The 19,760-nt window shown below is 48.0% G+C and carries 13 protein-coding genes; 7 read left to right on the forward strand and 6 right to left on the reverse strand.

Annotation, left to right across the window (positions count from 1 at the left end; genetic code table 11):
- The first annotated feature begins 52 nt into the window (after window positions 1-52).
- Both B5D50_RS16500 and hemN read left to right on the forward strand, forming a co-directional pair.
- Window positions 53-988, forward strand: a complete 936-nt coding sequence (locus tag B5D50_RS16500; RefSeq protein ID WP_078923756.1) for a LysR family transcriptional regulator — start codon at window positions 53-55, stop codon at window positions 986-988.
- Window positions 989-1,190: 202 nt separating this feature from the next.
- Entirely contained in the window at window positions 1,191-2,576 is a 1,386-nt protein-coding gene (gene hemN / locus B5D50_RS16505) for an oxygen-independent coproporphyrinogen III oxidase (protein WP_078923757.1), read from the forward strand.
- Between the two features lie 21 nt (window positions 2,577-2,597).
- On the opposite strand, the gene fnr is transcribed toward hemN, so the two are convergent.
- Window positions 2,598-3,335 (reverse strand): fumarate/nitrate reduction transcriptional regulator Fnr, encoded by a 738-nt coding sequence (fnr, locus tag B5D50_RS16510; protein ID WP_078923758.1) that lies wholly within the window; start codon window positions 3,333-3,335, stop codon window positions 2,598-2,600.
- A gap of 445 nt (window positions 3,336-3,780) precedes the next feature.
- Here fnr and smc point away from each other — a divergent pair, with 445 nt between their 5' ends.
- A complete protein-coding gene (gene smc / locus B5D50_RS16520; RefSeq protein WP_078923760.1) occupies window positions 3,781-7,284 on the forward strand; it encodes a chromosome segregation protein SMC in 3,504 nt (1,167 codons plus the stop codon).
- Between the two features lie 51 nt (window positions 7,285-7,335).
- A complete protein-coding gene (locus B5D50_RS16525; RefSeq protein ID WP_143594399.1) occupies window positions 7,336-8,016 on the forward strand; it encodes a cell division protein ZipA C-terminal FtsZ-binding domain-containing protein in 681 nt (226 codons plus the stop codon).
- 98 nt (window positions 8,017-8,114) lie between these two features.
- Here the strand turns inward: B5D50_RS16525 and B5D50_RS16530 are convergent, their stop codons facing one another.
- Entirely contained in the window at window positions 8,115-10,832 is a 2,718-nt protein-coding gene (locus B5D50_RS16530; RefSeq protein ID WP_078923762.1) for a DUF349 domain-containing protein, read from the reverse strand.
- A gap of 149 nt (window positions 10,833-10,981) precedes the next feature.
- Window positions 10,982-13,054 carry a methionine--tRNA ligase gene (gene metG, locus B5D50_RS16535; RefSeq protein ID WP_078923763.1) on the reverse strand — a complete coding sequence of 691 codons (2,073 nt, stop codon included), beginning with the start codon at window positions 13,052-13,054 and terminating at the stop codon, window positions 10,982-10,984.
- A gap of 182 nt (window positions 13,055-13,236) precedes the next feature.
- On the opposite strand from metG, the gene corA reads away from it, so the two are divergent.
- The 3 genes from corA (at window position 13,237) to B5D50_RS16550 (ending at window position 15,011) form a co-directional block, all read left to right on the forward strand.
- The gene (corA, locus tag B5D50_RS16540) at window positions 13,237-14,190 is read left to right on the forward strand and encodes a magnesium/cobalt transporter CorA (RefSeq protein WP_078923764.1); all 954 of its coding nucleotides are present in this window, start codon (window positions 13,237-13,239) and stop codon (window positions 14,188-14,190) included.
- A gap of 124 nt (window positions 14,191-14,314) precedes the next feature.
- A complete protein-coding gene (locus tag B5D50_RS16545) occupies window positions 14,315-14,572 on the forward strand; it encodes an AbrB/MazE/SpoVT family DNA-binding domain-containing protein (protein ID WP_143594400.1) in 258 nt (85 codons plus the stop codon).
- A gap of 52 nt (window positions 14,573-14,624) precedes the next feature.
- A complete protein-coding gene (locus B5D50_RS16550) occupies window positions 14,625-15,011 on the forward strand; it encodes a type II toxin-antitoxin system VapC family toxin (RefSeq protein ID WP_327193493.1) in 387 nt (128 codons plus the stop codon).
- A gap of 116 nt (window positions 15,012-15,127) precedes the next feature.
- Here B5D50_RS16550 and B5D50_RS16555 read toward each other — a convergent pair whose 3' ends face one another.
- From B5D50_RS16555 to B5D50_RS16565, 3 genes are all read right to left on the reverse strand, one after another.
- Window positions 15,128-15,949 (reverse strand): formylglycine-generating enzyme family protein, encoded by an 822-nt coding sequence (locus B5D50_RS16555; RefSeq protein WP_078923767.1) that lies wholly within the window; start codon window positions 15,947-15,949, stop codon window positions 15,128-15,130.
- 219 nt (window positions 15,950-16,168) lie between these two features.
- Complete coding sequence (locus B5D50_RS20535; RefSeq protein ID WP_200807120.1) at window positions 16,169-18,739, reverse strand: formylglycine-generating enzyme family protein; 2,571 nt, start codon at window positions 18,737-18,739, stop codon at window positions 16,169-16,171.
- Window positions 18,740-18,741: 2 nt separating this feature from the next.
- Window positions 18,742-19,749 (reverse strand): AAA family ATPase, encoded by a 1,008-nt coding sequence (locus tag B5D50_RS16565; RefSeq protein WP_078923768.1) that lies wholly within the window; start codon window positions 19,747-19,749, stop codon window positions 18,742-18,744.
- Between the last annotated feature and the right edge of the window lie 11 nt (window positions 19,750-19,760).

Raw genomic sequence — 19,760 nt, forward strand, 5'->3', positions numbered from 1 at the left:
CTGCACAATAGTAAAAAAGTCTAGTCTTCATTTAAAAGCACCCAGGAACATCATGCACTACTACAAACAGACTCGTTACAAGCTGTTGCGTACCTTTTGTGTTGTGGCTCAAAAAGAAAACATCACTCATGCCGCTGAACAACTGCATATCAGTCAACCGACCGTTTCTCTCCAAGTTCAAGCGCTTGAGCGTGAAATGGGACAAAAACTACTCGAACGACGTGGCCCTAGCGTCAAGCTCACCCCTGAAGGCAAGGTGTTATATCAACTGGTACAACCCTTAGCAGCCGGAATTGATGGCTTACGTGAGTCCTTTGCCGCTAGCCTTGGCAAAATGGAAATGGGTGAATTGAATATTGCCACAGGTCAATCAACCTCGCTGTATGTTTTGCCCAAGTATATTCAACAATTTAAAGAGGCTTATCCCGGTATTCGGATTAATCTACATACGGTAGAAGGCCAAAGTGGGATGAAGCTCTTACTAGAAGATCAGGTTGACCTCGCTATTGGTCCTTTACTACAAATCCCCGAGAGTATTATTTATCAACCCTTTGAAAATTTTCGCTCAATTTTAATCGTCCCAGAAGGTCATCCACTCACCCAACAAATCAATATCAGCTTAGAAGATATTAGCCCTTATGGCTTGATTCTACCGCCTAAAAATCAAAGTACTTGGCGCATGATTGATACTGTATTTCGCCAGCACGAAGTCGCCTACACCGTCAGTATGGAAGCAGGTGGCTGGGAAATTGTTAAAAAATATGTTGAGCTAGGCGTAGGTATTTCGATTGTCACCGATGTCTGCCTGACACCGAATGATAAAATTGTTGCCATTCCACTTGATCACTACTTTCCCTCACGCAACTATGGCTTAATTGTGCGTAAAGGCAAATTTTTTACTCCTCAAGCCAAGCGCTTTATTGAAATGTTTGACCCCTTCTTTTTTAGTCGCTCTGCCTTAGAAGATGAAGAAGAGGATGAACTCTAAATTCACTCGATTAGCCATCACTCAAATCCTGATAAAGATCAAAGAGTCTGCAGTTTTCAGGATCTGCGGCTAATCTAGAGCGCTCTATTGACTTTAGTCATGCTAGCTTTGCACTAAAACCGCCATGCTAGCTTAGGCTTCAAGCTTAACTAGCCAAAGTGCTTTTTAGATTAACCGATGCACGTATTCGTCGAGGCTCAGTATGAAAAGTATAAATTTTGACCCAGACCTGATACGCCGTTATGACCTTACAGGACCACGTTATACCTCCTATCCCACGGCCGTTTCGTTTAAGGATTTTGCAGCTGCCGACTACCTCAGCCAAGCCCTGCAAAGTAATGAAGACCTGATTCCTTTACCCCTGTCTTTGTATTTCCATATCCCCTTCTGTTCGACCATTTGCTTTTATTGTGCCTGCAATAAAATCGTTACCAAAAACCGCGAACAAGCAAGCTTGTATTTAGCTTATTTATTTCGTGAAATCGAACTCCAAGCAGCCCTATACGACCCTGATCGTCAAGTGCAGCAATTGCATTGGGGCGGCGGCACACCGACTTTTTTAGATCATGCTCAAATAGCAGCGTTAATGGCTAAAACTCGCCAGCATTTTAATGTATTAACGGATGGTACAGGCGATTATTCGATTGAAATTGACCCGCGCTCAGTCACCCCTGAAACGATTCAATTACTTGCTGAACAAGGTTTTAACCGCTTTAGTATCGGTGTGCAAGATATTGATGAGCACGTACAAAGAGCAGTGAATCGTCTTCAATCCCCTGAGCAAACCTTAGCTATTATTCAAAGCTGCCGCCGCCACGCTGCTAAATCCATTAGTATTGACTTGATTTATGGCTTACCACGGCAAACTTTAGCCAGCTTTAACCAAACCCTAGCCACCGTACTGGACTGGTCACCTGATCGGATTTCATTGTTCAATTATGCGCATTTACCCAGCCTATTTATGCCCCAGCGGCGGATTAATAGCGCTGAACTACCGAGCAGTGAAACGAAGCTAACCATTTTACACACGGCGGTAGAACAACTCACCGCAGCAGGCTATGTGTATATTGGCATGGACCATTTTGCTAAACCGCAGGACGAACTAACCCTCGCCCAACAACAAGGAACACTGCAGCGTAATTTTCAAGGCTATACCACCCATGCCGAGAGTGATTTAGTCGCGATGGGTGTAAGCGCAATCAGCCAAGTCGCTAACTGTTATAGCCAAAATGAAAAAACCACTGAGGCTTATTATGCAGCCCTCGATGCAGGGCAATTAGCCGTCACACGCGGCCTGAATTTAAACCAAGATGATCAAATCCGGCGCTATGTGATTCAGCAATTGACCTGCCAATTTAGCCTCGACTTAACCACACTCAGTCAGAAATTTGCAATGGATGCCAAGCGCTACTTTCAAGCTGAATTAGCACAACTAGCCCCCCTGCAAGCCGATCAATTACTCGAAATCCATGCCAATCAAATTAAAGTAACTGCACGCGGACGGTTTTTAGTGCGCGTTATTTGCATGGTATTTGATACCCGCCTAAAACAGCGTTCTGCGACTCAATTATTTTCTAAAGTACTTTAAGATTTTACTAAAGTGCTGTCTTTAGCGACATTGGTGATGGCCTAACCCTTTCAAGCGCTCTGGCGCTAAAATCTCAATCAGACGATGGTTAACTCTGATAATGCCATCGTCCTGAAGGCGTGAAAACATCCGGCTTAAGGTCTCGACCGCCATGCCTAAGTAATTGGCTAAATCATGCCGAGGCATGGGCAAATAGAATTCACGCGCTGAAAACCCCCGTGATTGATTACGCTCTGCGATCCCAATCAAGAAAGTTGCTAACCGCTCTTCAGTTCGCATTTGCCCTAGAGTTAAAAGTAATTGATGCTCACGCCCAATCTCCATGCCCACTTGTCGCATCATGCCACTGCGCATACTCGCAATGCTGCCACAGAGCTCATAGAAAGCATCCATGTGCAGTTCACAGACAAAAGTATCCTCTAAGGCTTGCGCATCACAACTATGTTTACTGTTAGCAAATGCATCAAAACCCACCAAATCGCCGGGTAGGTAAAAGCCTAAAATTTGCTCTTCACCTTCCAAGGTCGATAGCGAGGTTTTCAGCGAGCCAGATTTCACCGCATAAATCGCTTGATGCGGATCATCACGTCGATACAGATAATCTTTTTTGTTGATTTTCGTGGCTTTACTAATCGCAGTTTCTAGCCTAGCTAATTCTTCTTTAGTTAAACCACGCGGCAAGCACAGCTCACTCAAACTGCAGTTGTTACAGGCGACTGTAGCCTTTTTAGTAGTGTTGACACGACTAGAAGACATCATCCTTGCCTCCAAAACGATTGAAACTCTCGAACTTTTTCTTAGTTGCAGGTTAAAGGAATGCAGAACCTAGATCAAGCCTTACTGTTGTGCGCTGCAACTCAATAGAATGACCTAGGATAAGCGGTGTCGCTTTATGCTGATCTGTGTTGATCTGAGTTTTAAGTTAATGGCTTAAGGTCACTTACAGTTAGCAATAAAAAAAATTAATAGATTCAAGCGTTGTTAATTTAGCAACACCTATACTGCGCTCATGGATTCAAGATTAAACGGAAGGTCTGAGATCCAGCCACATAACAACAAGAGTTGCTTGTAGCGACCAGCTTCCTTAAAGTCTTCTGCGGGCCATTTGGCCCGCTTTTTTATGGGCAACATTTGCAAAACCCTGCCTTTTATAGCATTCTTAGGCGCAATTCCGTTGCCCCAAGCCAACTAACCCCCTAAAACCGTGCGTCTAAGTAAAATTCGTCTAGCCGGCTTCAAAAGCTTTGTTGATCCTGTCACCTTAAATTTACCGAGTAATTTGGTAGGTATTTTAGGACCGAACGGCTGTGGTAAATCTAATACTATTGATGCCGTGCGCTGGGTAATGGGCGAAAGCTCGGCTAGAAACTTGCGCGGGCAAGCGATGGAAGATGTTATTTTTAATGGTTCATCTGCACGTAAACCCGTCGGTTTAGCTTCTGTTGAATTAGTGTTTGATAATACGGCCGCACAATTAGCCGGACCTTACGCCAGCTATGCAGAAATCGCCATCAAACGCCAAGTCGGTCGTGACGGTAGCTCTAAATTCTTTTTAAATGGCAGTCGTTGCCGACGCCGTGATATTACTGATTTATTTCTTGGTACGGGTTTAGGCTCACGCAGCTATGCCATTATCGAACAAGGCATGATTGCCCGCCTGATTGAAGCCAAACCTGAAGAACTCAGAGCCAGTTTAGAAGAGGCGGCAGGGATTTCACGTTATAAAGAACGCCGTCGTGAAACCGAAACTCGAATCACGCATACCCGAGACAATTTAGCGCGGCTGGCTGATTTACGTGAAGAATTAGCCAAACAGCTACAAAAGCTCGATAAACAAGCCAAAACTGCAGAGCGCTTTCGAGCGCTGCGTGAAGAGCAAAAGCGTTTAGATGCCTTGCATTTAGCCGCGCAATTACAAGCATTAACTCAAACTGCTGAGCCATTATTGGCTGACTTAAAGCAGTCCACACAGGAACAACAAGCCAGTCTCACAGAAATTCAGCAAATCACGGCACAGCTTGAAGCCTTACGTACACAGTTTTCCCAAGCCACTGAGGCCTTAAACCTTGCGCAAGCTCATTACTATGCAGCAGGTGCTAATCTAGGGCGCTTAGAACAAAACCTGCAACATCAGCAAGCCACTCAGCAGCGCCACCAAGAGCAGCTCATTCGCTTAGAGCAAAGCCTAGCCGAAAGCTTAACTCAACAGACTGAGGATCAAGCTCAATTACAAACCAAAATTCTTCAATTAGAACAATTACGGCCAGCAGCGGCGACCCTCGAGGAGCAACTCGCACAAGCCGAGGCCTCTGTACTAGCCACTGAGCACCTTGCCCTAGCATTACAAGAACAATGGCAGCAATTGCAACAAGCCTTGGCTCAACCCCTGCGCCAACTGCATAGCGAAACCGCACGCATTGAACAATTAGAGCGGCAAACTCAAGCCAGCCAACCACGCCGTGATCGTTTACAACAAGCCTTAGCTGCTTTAGAGCAGGATGATTTTACCGCTCAGCAGCAAGGCTTAATGCTAGAATTAGCCACGACGACCGCAAAGCAAACGTTTAACCAAGAGCAACTAGAAGCACTCAACCTTCAGCTGCAAACGCAGCGTCAACAGCAGCAACAGATCACTCAACAAATCGAGCAGCAACGCAGGCAATTATCAAACCTACAAGGCCAATTAACTGCTGCTAACACCCTACAACAAGCCGCCTTGAAGCAAGACCAGCCTGCCTATCAAGGCTGGTTGCAAAGCCAAGCTTTAGACCAATATCCCCGTTTAGCCACTGAATTGCAGGTAGTTAGCGGGTGGGAACCCGCCGTTGAGGTGGTATTGGCTAAGCATTTAACTGCCCTTGGTGTTGAGCAACTAGCAGACATTACTTTGGAAAATCTGCCCGAAACGGGTCTTGCTTTAATCGAAACTAACCGCGAAGCTAGTGCTAAGCCCCTAGCACTCAATCCTGCAAGCTTAGCCCATCAAATCCTTGCCCCACAGCATGCACAGTCATTAGCCCAACATGCACTCTGCAGCCCTGATTTAGCCACCGCACTCGCCCAACGCGAGCAATTAACTCCGCCGGAGTTTTATATTACGCCCAATGGCAGCTGCGTCGGCAAACATTGGCTACAAACACCCAGTCAATCCGCCACTGGCCATGTTCTGGAACGCCAACAAACCCTTCGTAACCTGCAAACCCAAATCGAGCCCTTGCAGCTTGCCTTGGCTCAAATGGAAGCAGCGCAACAAGCCTTGGATTTACAGAACCGGGATCTAGAACAAACCCAAGGCCAAGCACAATTAGCGTCTAAGCAACTCCAACAACAAGAATTTGCTCTAAGCAAGCAATTACAGCAAATCCAACAGCAACAGGCTCAACAACAACAACGCCAACAGCAATTATACACTGAGCTACACGAATTAGCCGAGCAACAAACCCAACAGACTCTAGACCTCGCCAGTGCGCTTGAACGCAAGGCAAGCGCTGAACTGACCAGCCTTAGCTTACAAGCAGAGCAAACCAACCTCAGGCTTAAAAAAGATCAACAACAGCAGAGCCTACAAAATTTACGTAGCCAAGCCCGTCACCTGAACACTCAGCAACAAAAGCTTACCCTAACCCTCCACACAGTCCAGACTGAACAGCAGCATATTCAACAGCAATTAGAACGTGGACAAATCCGTTTGACTCGTTTACAGGCACAACAAGCACAAGTTTTAACTGAATTAGCCCAGCAAACTGAATCGCTCATGGCTTTACACACCCATTTAGCCACCGCTAAAGCCCAGCGCTTAGAGGCTGAACAAGCCCTACAGCTAGCTCGCCAGCAGACTCAACAACTTGAGCAACAGATCCGCACTCAAGAACAACAACGTCTGCAATGCACAGCGCATTTAGAGCGCACTCGTGAGCAATTAGCAACCCTTCAACTCGCGTGGCAAACGCAGCAAGTTCAAACTCAACATCTCCAAGAGCAATTCGCACTGACCGGTTTTGAACTCGCCGCCTTAACTCAGACACTCGCTCAGTACCCTAATCTTGAAGCCATCCGCCAAGACTTAGCGAAAACCAGTGCCAACATTGAACGGCTAGGTGCTATTAATTTGGCGGCGATTGAAGAGTATCGTGAGCAAAGTGAACGTAAAACCTATTTAGATCAACAAAATGCTGATTTAGTCTTAGCGCTTGAAACCTTAGCCACCGCCATGCACACAATCGACCGAGAAACACGAGCACGCTTTAAGGAAACTTTCGATTTAGTCAATCAGCGGTTGCAGGAGATGTTTCCACGCTTATTCGGTGGGGGTGAATGCTATCTAGCGATGACCGAGCAGGATCTGCTCAAGAGTGGTGTGAATATCATGGCACGGCCTCCGGGCAAGCGCTTATCCAGTATTCAGCTAATGTCAGGGGGCGAAAAGGCCTTAACAGCCGTGGCTTTAGTCTTTGCTATTTTTGCCTTAAACCCCGCTCCCTTTTGTATTTTGGATGAAGTGGATGCACCTTTAGATGAAGCCAATGTCGGGCGTTTTTGTGAGCTGGTCAAGCAGATGTCTGAGCAGGTACAATTCATTTTCATCACGCATAATAAAACGACTATGGAGCTTGCCGAAAACCTGATCGGTGTTACCATGCGAGAAGCGGGGGTATCCCGTTTAGTTTCAGTGGATATGGCGCAAGCTTTGGAGCTAGTTAGTGAGTAAAACAAACCTCAAACCCTTCAAGGATCGAAGGTTAATTAGAAGGATGATACTGTGGAAATAGTAAGCCTGATTATTATGATCATTGGGTTGGTGGCCTTAATCTTTATTTACTGGGCTAGCCGTCGGACAGGTCAAGACTTTACCCAACAAAGGCAAAATCGACCTTCAATTGATCAGATTACTGCTGAAGATGGTGGTGAAATCTCCTCTATAGCAGCGGATCTACCTGCTAGCGACGGTAAATTACCCAACGAAAATGCGCGCACTATGCTTGACGGCTGGGAAACTAAGCCTGGTCCCTCTACACCACCTGACCCTGAGCCAGAAACGACCGCTGAGCTCCCTTCACAACTCATTATGTTTATTGCCGCTGAACAGGCTGAATTTGCCGGCACTGAGGTTTTATCAGCCTTAGATAATGCAGGCTTACAGTTTGGCGAGATGAATGTCTATCACCGCATGATTCTCACTGAAACCGGCGAGCAAAGCTTATTTTATGTCGCCAATGGGATTAAGCCTTGGACTTTAGTACCGGATGAAGTCGCGGAAACCAGTACGCCGGGTTTATCCTTGATTTTGAATTTACCTAGCCCGATTAATAATCGTGAGGCGATCCATGATTTTGTCAAAACAGCCGAACGCTTAAATCATCAATTGGATGGAGTGATTAAAAATCAAAACCAAGAGGTGATTAGCGAAGAAGAATTACGCGCCTATTTCGCCATGATTTAGACCCAGCTGAAGCTTTTAAACCCCTATTGAGCGCTGGCTGTGCTTTTCGTCGGCACAGCCGCAAGTCAATCTTAGCCTTAGCCTCTCTTAGCGGCTAGTTAGCCTGCCACCGCACGACGCACGGCTTCAATCCTAGCTTGCTGTGCAGTTAAAGCCTCTGCTGGCATCGCACCTAATTGATACCAAGCTTTCAATAATTGCAAAGCTTGGGTGCGCAAATCCCCAGATTCTTTTAAGCCCCGCATCGACTCAGACATGTGTGCAACTTGATAGTGCAGACGGGCTTGACGAAAAGCGTTTGGTGTAGCGACATCCATTAAAATTTCTAATTGCAAGCAAAGGTTTTCACCTTCAGTTTGATGCTGAGCCATCGTTGCCAACGCCACATCCTCAAAATCTAATTTATGTTGCAGAGATTCGGTCGCTAACTGATCAAGTTCAGCTAATTTAGCTTGCCAACGCAATTGTAGACGTTTAGTTTGCAGCGCTTTCTCAGCCCGCTGGAAGCGCTCTTCTAAGCTTTGCCAAATAGGTTTAGGTAAATCACGTAGGGCATTAAAGCGTTGGCGCAAACCCTCCAGTTGCTTAGTCGCTTGCGTAAACGCTTCACCATTCAGCGTCTGCATGGCCTCCACTTCAGCACATAAAGCCTCTTTTTGCTCAATCCGCTGTTCGGTTTCTGAGCGCTGGGTTTGGCGACTGGCTTTTAAGCGTGTAAATAGCTCATCAATCGGTGCTCGAAACTGCTTCCATAAGGCCTGCTCCTCTTTAGGGCGGGCAGCAAGGGTAATTTTCCATTGTGCTTGCAATAATTTGGCTTGCTCAGTTGCAGCCGCCAAATCTTCTTGCGCCAATAAAGCCTTGGCCTGCTCGACTAAAGCTTCTCGGGCGGCCCAGTTACGGGTACGCTCTGCACCTAGCTCAGCGTCCAAAGCATCCATTGCTGCGTTAAAACGCTGATTCACTTGCTTCCATTCTTTATGTCCGACTGTACCGCAGGCCTTCCATGCTTGACGCTGCTGATTGATTACGGCTTGTACTCCAGACCAATCCGCCTGCTCCCAAGCTGTGTCAGCCTGCAATGCCTCTAAGGCCGCACAAATCGCTTCACGGTCATGCAAATGTGCCTCCCGTTGAGTCGCTTGCTCCGCGAAATACTGCTTACTCACCTCATACGCGGCAGTGACTTTGCTATCAAAAGTTTTCCATTGTTTGTGTTGCCGCCCCGGATCCATTTGCCCTAACTTACGCCACTCTTCACGCAAGGCCTTAATTTCTTTGGCACGCACTTGTGGATCCATTAGCTCATTACGCTCTAAACGTTCAGCCGTTTCAATTAAATGCTCGCGAGCTTGATCCGTCCCCCAACGCCGCCAATCTTTCAGCTCTAACACCAGCGGTGTCGCGGCTTGCAAACGTCGTTTTATTTTCGCTAATTCACCTGCTGGCAAATCCAGATCCTCACTGAGGGCATGACTCAGTTTTTGGTGAAGATCAATCGCTTCGCCATATTTTTCAGCTTCTAAATCCGCTTCCATTTGCTGTAAATCAGCTTGCAACTGCTGTAATACTTGCTCACGTTGCGCCACTTGCTTGTCTAACCGAGCGGTTAAACTACTGAGGGCTTGATGGAAACGATTTTCTAAATTCGCCACTACTTCACGCAAATGCAAGGGGCGCTTTAATTGAGTCCATTGGCTTTGCAAATCCGTCAAGCGTTTCGCTTGAAGCAAGCGCTCACTCGTGCGCAAAGTTTCAGCTTGCTGGCAGCAGGCTTGCAAAGCTGCCAAAGCGTTCAAATCGCTAGCGACTGCATCCCGTGCATCCGTTAAAGCGACAAACTGTTCCACCCAACGCTGATCTAAAGACGCTTGCAAACTTTCCGGCAAACGCTGAGCACTCACCCAGCGCTCTTGTAGCTGTAATAAAGTCTGATCAATAGTCTCTAAGGTCAATTGCTCAGGATGCTGCTGGATGGTGTTTTGGAGCAGCCGCGCTTCGTGTAAATAAGCTTCAAAATTCGTTTGAAGTGGTGCTTGGGCAGCTTGCTCAGCCTCATAGGCTTGTAAACGCGCCGCAAAATCCTGCTCAGCGGCCTGAAAACGCTGCTGCAATGCAGGTGGAATCTCGCCTAAATCAGTTTGCTGCTTCCAAGTTTGCGCTAAGACACGCTGGCGGGTTTTATCCTGCGCCCATTGCCCTTGTTGACCTAAAGCCTCTAAATCAGCACACAGTTTTTCTAAGTTAGACTGGCGCTGTTGTTGCTGTTGCGCCTGATCCATCCGCTCCTTTAACAACTGCCGTAAGCGCTTATTGGTTTTACCTTGTGAACGCTCAAGTTGCTGCAAAGTCTGCAAATCACTGATTTGGCTGGCGGCTTGAAATTGAATATCTTTAGAAACCGCTTGCTCAGCAATCTGTAGTAAGACCGCCTGATCACGAATTTCAGCGAGGGCTAATTTGCGTAAACTCACATCCCGCTTCGGATTTTGTGCTAAGGCCTTGAGTAAATGAGCCTGTGGTTTAAACCAAGCGAACACCTCCACTAAAGCTGCATCTTGGCTTAGATCTGTTTCAATCAGCGCTTGCACCCGTGCTTGCGCCTCACGACTCATAGCTGTGCTGGTTTTGCCCAATTTAATTAAGCACGGCAAATGATTCAGGCGCTCAATCGCCGCCCGACGCACACTATCGTCTGGATCATTTTCGGCTAAGCTTATTAATTCGCTGCTGTCAGGGGCTAAGCTGGTTAGCGCTTGTAAGCGGATTTTGGCGTCTTTATGTTGCCATTTCGGTTTAAACAAGCTTCCTAGCATGATAAATCTCAACTTCTGTAGTGGATACTCCTCAGCACTCGGCGAGGAGAGGTCAAATAGAATAGAATTAAATTTAACAAATTTAACTAAACCTAAGTTCAACTAGCCTTGAACTAGCCTTGAACTAGCCTTGAATAGTCAAGCAAGTTTTATTTTACACGCATACCGGGTTCAGCACCGCTATCCGGGGTTAGGATAAACAAATCTTTACCTCCAGGACCTGCGGCTAACACCATCCCCTCAGAGACGCCAAAGCGCATTTTGCGAGGAGCAAGATTAGCCACCATGACTGTCAAGCGCCCTTCTAACTCAGCGGGTTGATAGGCTGATTTAATCCCTGCAAACACCTTGCGAGTCTCGCCCCCTAAATCCAAAGTCAATTGGACTAATTTATCTGCACCCTCAACCGCCACCGCCTGAACAATTTTTGCAACTCGTAAATCCAGCTTAGCAAAGTCCTCATATTGAATTTCCGCACTCAGTGGGTCAGCACTTAACTGACTCGGCTGAGTGGTTGTTTCAGGCTCGCTAGCCACCGCACTCTGAACACTAGCCTCTGCACTGGCTTGATCTAAGGCTTGTTTATTATCCTCAACCATCGCCAAGACCGCCTCGCGTTCAATACGAGTTAATAAGGCTTTAAACGGTTTAATCGGATGGGCCAGCAACGGAGTTTGCACACTGCCCCAAGTCAATTCACCTGCATTCAAAAAGGCTTCTGAATCAGCCGCCAACTGCGGAACAACCGGCTTTAGATAAGTAATAATGGCACGAAATAAATTAATCCCTTGGGTACAAACCGCTTGTACTTCAGCTGAGCGTGCTGCATCTTTGGCTAACACCCAAGGTTTCTGTTCATCCACATACTGATTGGCCTTATCAGCTAAGGCCATAATTTCTCGAATCGCTTGACTATAGCGACGCGCCTCAAAAGCCTCTGCAATGCTGTCGCTTGCAGCTACAAATTCTTGATATAACCCCGGATTAGGTAAGTCAGCGGCTAAATAATTATCAAAACGTTTAGTGATAAAGCCTGCACAGCGCGAAGCAATATTCACTAACTTACCGACTAAATCACTGTTCACGCGCTGGATAAAATCATCTAAGCTTAGATCAATATCATCCACTCCATTCGTCAACTTACTGGCAAAATAATAACGCAAGTATTCTGGATTCAAATGGCGTAAATAGCTTTCTGCCTGAATAAAAGTACCGCGTGATTTCGACATTTTTGCACCATCGACGGTTAAAAAACCGTGGCAATGCACTGCAGTCGGCGTCCGAAACCCTGCTGCTGTTAATAAAGCCGGCCAGAATAAGGTGTGAAAATAGGCAATATCTTTGCCAATAAAATGATGTACTTCAGCCTCTGAAGCGGGCTGCCAATACTCATTAAAATCTAAGCCTTTGCGTTGAGCGAGATTTTGAAAGCTGGCTAAATAGCCAATCGGTGCATCCAACCAAACATAGAAATATTTTTCGTCGGTATCAGGGATTTTAAACCCCCAATACGGTGCATCGCGGGAAATATCCCAATCACTTAGGCCTTGCTCAGACTCAAACCACTCCATTTGTTTATTGGCAATTTCTTTTTGGACTGCCCCGCTTTGTAAAAACTCACGTAAGTGCGCTGCAAAATCCCCTAATTTAAAAAAATAATGATTAGTTTCTTTTTCAATAGGACGAGTACCGGAAATGGCTGAAACTGCATTTTTTAAATCAGTCGGGGCATAAGTAGCGCCGCAAACCTCACAATTATCGCCGTATTGATCCGGCGAGCCACAGTTAGGGCATTCACCTTTAATAAAGCGATCCGGTAGGAACATCTGCTCTTGGGCATCGTAAGCTTGGCGAATCGTCCGCTCGGCAATATGTCCGTTCTTGCGGGCTGCTAAATAAATGTATTCAGCATAATAGCGATTTTCTTCAGAATGGGTGGTGTAGTAATTGTCATAACTAATATTAAAGCCTGCGAAATCGCGCTGATGTTCTTCTTTGACTCGAGCGATCAAGGCTTCCGGTGCAATGCCCTCTTTTTGAGCACGCAACATAATCGGCGTGCCATGTGCATCATCTGCACACACAAAATAGCATTCATGCCCCCGCAAGCGCTGAAACCGCGCCCAAATATCCGTTTGGATATGCTCTACCATGTGGCCTAAATGAATCTTACCGTTGGCATAGGGTAGTGCACTAGTGATGAGGATTTTTCTTGGCTGCATTGCTTGATCCGAAGTCCAGACTAAGGGCGATAAGGTAGCAGGTTGTGGGCGTTTACGCTACTTGTGGCTAGGTTTTGCTGGTTTTGCTGTTTAGCTTAAGTTTGGTCATCCCTAATAGCTTTCTGGTAAACTCGCGCGCAAATTTACCTATCCGCGACTCGAAGCGCTAAGGAGGTCTAAACATGTTACGCCTATTTAAAATTGAGCAGGGCCTACTCCACAAAACTAATGTAGAGCCTGAGCGCTTACATGATCAGCTTTCTGAGGTGCAATGGGTTGATATGTGCGACCCAGATGATGATGAGCGTTTATTGCTCGAATCACTGTTGCACACCGATTTGCCCGAATCCGATGATGTCGAAGAAATTGAATACTCGGCACGCTGCTTTGTGGATCAATCCGGGATTCATGTGCATGCTTTATTTATTTATCAAGAAGAAGGTCGCCATAGTACGGTATCGGTAGCTTTTATTCTGCAAGACCATCGCTTGATCACGATTCGTGAGGAAAAGCTGGCTGATTTTCGTTTATTCCGTTTACGCGCCCGCCGTGGGCAGATTCATTGCACCAATGCAGCTGAACTCTTGGTGACGATGTTTGAGCATAAAGTCGAAAATCATGCGGACTATTTGGAGGATATTCATCACGCCCTTGAGGATGTGAGCCATTCAGTGCTCGAGGAGGAAGATTCTGATTTAGAAAATTCAATTAGCGAACTGGCTCAACTCGAAGACAGTAATGGCAAGATTCGCCTATGCCTGATGGATACGCAACGCGATATTTCTTTCCTATTGCGTCATCTCAAGGGCAATGCCGAGCTGACTGAAACCCTGCGCGAAATCATGCATGACATTGAAGGCTTGATGTCACATACCACGTTTTTATTCGACAAAATCAACTTCTTAATGAGTTCCACTCAAGGCTTTATCAATATTAAGCAGAATAAGATTATTAAGATTTTCTCGATTGCGGCTGTGGTGTTTTTACCGCCAACCTTAGTAGCCAGTATGTACGGGATGAACTTTACACACATGCCAGAATTACAATGGATGCTCGGCTATCCGTGGGCGATTAGTTTGATGGTCGTGGCGGGGGTAGCGCCGTATTTGTTGTTTAAGCATAAGGGGTGGTTGTAGGTTTGGGAGGTCTTCATGGCTACACTGTAAGATCAAGAATCGTAGCTACTTTGATTTGCTTTTTTCATTGAAGAACCTAGACTGTAAGAAGTCCCTTAATTTCTAAATTTTTATGGTGGCTGCCATGCCGATGATCCAAGTACAGGATAAACATCAAATTACTTTACCTAAAGAGGTGGTTGCTTTCCTGCAAATAAAACCCGATGCCTACCTTGAATATTCCATTACGAACAATGGCGTCATGATTCGTTCTGCTCAATCAAAGAAAAAGAGAGAAAGTATTTTTCGCTATGCAGGCATCAACAGAAAACAACGCAGCTATGCAAGCGCTCAAGAAGCCGACACTTTCATTTCTGGTCTGCGTGACAATTGGGATAAATAACCATGCTGGAATACCTCAAAAGTAAACGGGTCTACTTTGACACCAACCCATTATTTACTTTGTAGAAGGGCATGAGATTTTTTATTCCGCCGTAAAACCGATTTTTGACCTATTAGATCAAGACTTGATCGCTGCCTTTACCGCTGAATTTACCGTTACCGAAGTATTGATCAAGCCTTATCGTGATCAGCTTCATGAGCTCATTGAAGACTATAAGGGGCTGTTACTTGAGTCTGAGTATTTTACTTTGCTTGGAGCAAATGCAAGCACCTTTCATCAAGCCGCTAAGCTTGGTGGTGAAACAGGGATGAGAACCCCCGATGCTATACACATGGCAACCGCTTATGAAAACCAATGCGATTTTTTCATTACCAATGATAAACGAATACGAAGTTATCAGAATGTAATTGTCCTTCAGGTTTCCGACCTAATCGCATAGCTTTCTTTTAGACTGTGAGTTTTGAAGGATTAACTCCCCCCCCCCGCAATCTGTCCACCTGCCCGTGCTGGCGCTACTCCGTAACGCGCCTGCCCGTTTAGGCTGCCAGCCTGCTCCTACCCTGTGCCTGAGCTCAGATGACCTAGGGCAAACCGGAAACCAATGCTGTAGCGCCTGCTGTCAGGCGCGTCCCCAGCACGGTTGGCAGAACGACAGCTCATACCGCCGTAGAAACACGAGCCACCACGAAGCACGCGATGCTCACCCGAGCCAGCCCCGCGCGGGTCTGTCTGCGGCTCTGCTCCGTAGTCACTAGCATAGCAATCGCTGCACCATTCCCAGACATTGCCGTGCATTTCATACAAGCCCCAAGCATTTGGTGGCAAGCTTTTAACCGCAACGGTTTTTTCACGGTATTGCCCCTTACTCCCCCTATGATAAGGATAATTGCCATCATAATTGACTTGCTCAGGGGTGATGTTGCCCCCAAACGCAAAGGGAGTATGAGTGCCCGCACGGCAGGCATATTCCCATTCGGCCTCTGTGGGCAGGCGGACTTGCAACAGCGGATGCAAGGCATTGAAACGCTCAATAAAGGTTTGGGTATCCTCCCAACTGACAGACTCCACAGGTAACTCATCGCCTTTGAAACGACTCGGATTTCTATCCATCACCGCCTGCCATAAGGCTTGGGTACAGGCGGTATCGGCCAACCAAAAACCTTGGGTGAGGCTTACCTTATGCTGGGTTTCATTATTGTTACGCTGTGGCTCATCGGCGGGTGACCCCATCAAAAATGAACCGGAGGCGATCCAACGGAAGGCTTGGCGTACATTTTGATAGCTGAAGGCCATCCATAAGCCATAGCGATCTTCACCCCAATCAGAAGCCCACGGGGCAGGGAATTCGGGGGGTGAGAGGGGGTGGAGAGGGGTCATCTTACAACACCCATTTGAGCAAGCCCATGAAAAAACTTATACCTCACTTTTTCCTCCCCCACCGTCCTAACCAGCCGCTTACCGCCTCACCGATACGTTCAGCCAGACTTGGCTTTAATAAATCAGCCTTGTTCCCTTCGGCTGCGCTCAGGGAACGATTCGCTGGCTGAGCGGAGTCGAAGCCCTCCCCCGCAGTCTGTCCACCTGCCCGTGCTGGCGCTACTCCGTGACGCGCCTGCCAGCCTGCTCCTGACCTGCTCCTGAGCTCAGATGACCTAGGGCAAACCGGAAACCAAAGTCGTCGTCCCAGCCGTCAGGCGTGAGCCCAGAACGGCCGGCAGAACGACAGCCCCTACCGTTGCTGAACCACGAGCCACCACGAAGCACGCGCTCCTCACCCGAGTCAGCCCCGCGCGGGTCTGTCTGTGGCTCTGCTCCGTAGCGACTAGCATACCAATCTTCACACCACTCCCAGACATTACCATGCATCTCATACAAGCCCCAAGCATTCGGCGGATAAGTTTTAACAGGCTTGGTTGGCCCCTTTGCATTAAACGCATCCCATTCACCTGAATAATTCACTCGCTTCCGATTCAGCTCAGCCTTACCACCGAAAGCAAAGGCGGTAGTCGTCCCTGCCCGGCAAGCACACGCCCATTCGGCTTCAGTCGGTAAACGCATAGTTAAGTCTGGAAAAACTTGGCTTAAAGCTTGAATAAAGGCGTGAGCATCCTCCCAACTGACTTGCTCCACAGGTAACTGTTCGCCCTGAAAATGGCTGGGATTCTTACCCATCACCGCCTGCCATAAGGCTTGGGTCACGGTGGTATCGGCCAGCCAATAGCCTTGAGTGAGGGTGACCGAGTGTTGGGTTTCATCACTACTGCGCCCCTCTTCGTCCACTGGCGACCCCATCAGAAAGGTTTGAGGCGGGATATAGCGGAAGCGTTGGGGGATGTTTTGGAATACCAGATCCATAAACAAGCCATATTGGTCCCGCCCTAGCGCTTCCGCCCATGCTGGGCGTTGCCAGCTTGTGAAGCACAGACGTTCACAATCGCTGATTACCTCAAAGGTTTCACGACTAGGCAAAGCCAGCGGCTTATCCAAGGTCAAGGATAACGCCTGCCCTGCCCCTAGCAAGACCTGCACAAACGGGCGGCGCAAGCGCAGCCAAGCTAAGGGGCTAAACCCTAGGGGGCGGGCTGAGAGTGGTTCAAAAGGCAGTAAATATAAGCACTGCCCCTGCTGAGCTAGCTCAAGCTGCTGAACGGGTAAATCACTTCGTGGTAACTGTTGGGGGTTGATGCCCTGCAAGCGTTGCCCCTCAAACACTTGATACTGCAACTGCTGCAAGGACTGGCCAAGCACTTGATCCGCCAAAGCAGTGGGTGGCAGACGTTTTAAAGAACGCTGCAACCATTCACGTAGTGGCTCATCCAAACAGGTCGGCGCTACGCAGCTTTGGCTCAACTGCTGATAATAAGCATTGGCAGCCTGAATATCTGCCTGCAAACTCGGCAACTGCCGCGCCTTGGCATCAAGGCTGGTGAGTTCCTCAAACCAGATTTGCTCTGATAAACCCGTGTGCCAAGTTTTGATCACCTCCAGCGCGGCGGTTTGTTGCCCAGCATCCAACTGAGCAAATTTCTGTAGATAGTCTTGCCGACTATCTACCTTCCAACTTGCCGCACGACTATGACGCTCTGGCAAAGCGGGGTCTTGCCAAACACCAGCCTCAACACGCGCGTCCCATTGCCACTCAGACCCAAACTGCGCCATGCTGAGGCGCATCTGGCGTAGCAGGCTGGGTTCTATCCGAATCGCTGGGGCTAACACGGTCAACAAACGCTCTATCGGTTGCGCCCCAGGGCCGGCCTCTTGCTGGCTAATCGAAGAACTCATTTGCCACGGCACGCACTTAAACCACTGCCGCAAGCGTGGATCACAATCATCGGGGTGGCAAGGCAACACCACCAGCGCATGGCATTGTTGGCGGTGTAGGCGCTCGCCGATCTGCAACCACACCTGAGCCGCCGCATCTCCATACCGCTCTAAAGCACCCAGATCACTAAAGATCACCAAAGCACTACCCGGCTCGGGTATCGACCAATCGGCCAAGCCCATTGGCGTGTGTTGCCGAGGTTCTGTACTGCCCTCGGGCAAAACGGCATAGTCACCCTTATGTTGTGGTAACCCCTGCAATAGCAAGCGCTGCAACAGATCATGGTCACGCCAATAGGGGGTTAAGCGGATGGCTCGATCTGTCAAAAAATGTACGGTTTGATTGAAACGGCGTTGTGCCTGCCGAGGCAGATGGGTCAAATAACGCCCCCGACTCACCGCTGCGACCATCGCCTCTATATCCAGTTGTCGCCCACACTGCTCCGCCAACAGGGCGTGTTTCAAGCGGGGCAAGAGATCACGCACCCGCCCCAAAAAATGATGCATGGGGACTCGTAACGAAGGCTCAGGCTGAGCACTCCAGCTAGTGGCTGCTTGCTCCTTCGATGCCGTTAATTGGGTTTCAAACGCCTCACGTGCCTGCAATAAGTAGAATGAAGGGCGTGGCAATACGGCTGTCGACTGTTCGGTACTATTCCCTAGTTCAGTTGTGCTAACCAAACCCTTGGCTGTACCCGTATCCTCTGCGCTGGTAGTTGCAGAAGCTACCGCAGGTGTAAACTCACAAACCAACCCCAAGGCTTCAGCGAGGTACAAGCTGCTTTGAGTATCCGCACTGGCCAAAGCTTGCAGTAAATCTAAACGGCTAAGCTGGCTGCGTTTCATCCTTAGACCCCTTGGGCATGAAAACCGGGGTGTTTTTGATAGGTGAACTGCTGCAACTGCTGGATTAAATCAAGCGGCTTTTGCCCGGTTGCTGCACTCAAACGCTCAACACCGCGCAATAGATCAAAATACTCTGCCAAACCCGGTAAGGGATACAAATTCTTAGTTTTTGCATAGGCTCGATCTTGTATCAGCATTTCAGCCGCCACCTCTAGCACCGTCTTATCCCCCAAAGCCGGATAAGACTCCTGATGCAGCGCTTTAAAATTAGGCAACGCCCGTTGCAATAAGAATTGCATTTGGGAAGCATCCTTAGGGAAGGATAAATGCAGCGATAAGCAGCGGCGCATAAAAGCATCTGGCAAGCGCTGCTCTTCATTCGTGGTAATCATAATTAAGGGAGCTACGCCCTGACAGCTGACTACCTGCTCAAAGCCCTGTGGCTGGAAACGCCTTGCCCCCAAGGCTTCCAATAAGCCATTCGGGACACTGCTATCGGCTTTATCAATCTCATCAATTAACACCACCACCCCGTTTGCAACCGCACACCCTGCATGGATTTGAGGTGGGTGGCGCTGGCAAATCTGCCCCAGATGATTAGAGCGATCGGGCGCAATCACCTGCAAGGCACTCCCCCAATTAAAAGCCCACCACAAAGGGCCGGGAATAATAAAATTTTTCATCGCAAGGGCGGCCCGATCATGCGCCACCGCTGTTTGAATTTGAGCTTCAGCCAAGCGGGCTATTGCATCAAAGCGCCACAATAAATCATGGGCTTCGGTGTGAGCATCTGCCACAAAAGGAATAAACACTCGCTCCAAGGCTTGTGCGGCGGCTTTGGCTAATTGGCTTTTGCCAATACCCGGCTCACCCCATAACAATAAAGGGCGCTGCACGGCTAAGGCCGCATTAATGGCTTGGATAGCTTTCGGTTCAAACACATGCTGCACCCGCTCACCAGTATCAGCGATAATTTCTTGTTGCCGGAGGTCTTGGGCTAATAAGTTCATAGGTATCCTAG

This window comes from Thiothrix eikelboomii (assembly GCF_900167255.1).
GTDB classification, from domain to species: Bacteria; Pseudomonadota; Gammaproteobacteria; order Thiotrichales; family Thiotrichaceae; genus Thiolinea; species Thiolinea eikelboomii.

Coding starts and splice junctions, on each gene's coding strand:
- B5D50_RS20535 (WP_200807120.1), bottom strand. CDS start 18,739: ATGAAACGCAGCCAGCTTAGCCGTTTAGATTTACTGCAAGCTTTGGCC.
- hemN (WP_078923757.1), top strand. CDS start 1,191: ATGAAAAGTATAAATTTTGACCCAGACCTGATACGCCGTTATGACCTT.
- fnr (WP_078923758.1), bottom strand. CDS start 3,335: ATGATGTCTTCTAGTCGTGTCAACACTACTAAAAAGGCTACAGTCGCC.
- B5D50_RS16555 (WP_078923767.1), bottom strand. CDS start 15,949: ATGACCCCTCTCCACCCCCTCTCACCCCCCGAATTCCCTGCCCCGTGG.
- corA (WP_078923764.1), top strand. CDS start 13,237: ATGTTACGCCTATTTAAAATTGAGCAGGGCCTACTCCACAAAACTAAT.
- B5D50_RS16545 (WP_143594400.1), top strand. CDS start 14,315: ATGCCGATGATCCAAGTACAGGATAAACATCAAATTACTTTACCTAAA.
- B5D50_RS16565 (WP_078923768.1), bottom strand. CDS start 19,749: ATGAACTTATTAGCCCAAGACCTCCGGCAACAAGAAATTATCGCTGAT.
- B5D50_RS16500 (WP_078923756.1), top strand. CDS start 53: ATGCACTACTACAAACAGACTCGTTACAAGCTGTTGCGTACCTTTTGT.
- B5D50_RS16530 (WP_078923762.1), bottom strand. CDS start 10,832: ATGCTAGGAAGCTTGTTTAAACCGAAATGGCAACATAAAGACGCCAAA.
- metG (WP_078923763.1), bottom strand. CDS start 13,054: ATGCAGCCAAGAAAAATCCTCATCACTAGTGCACTACCCTATGCCAAC.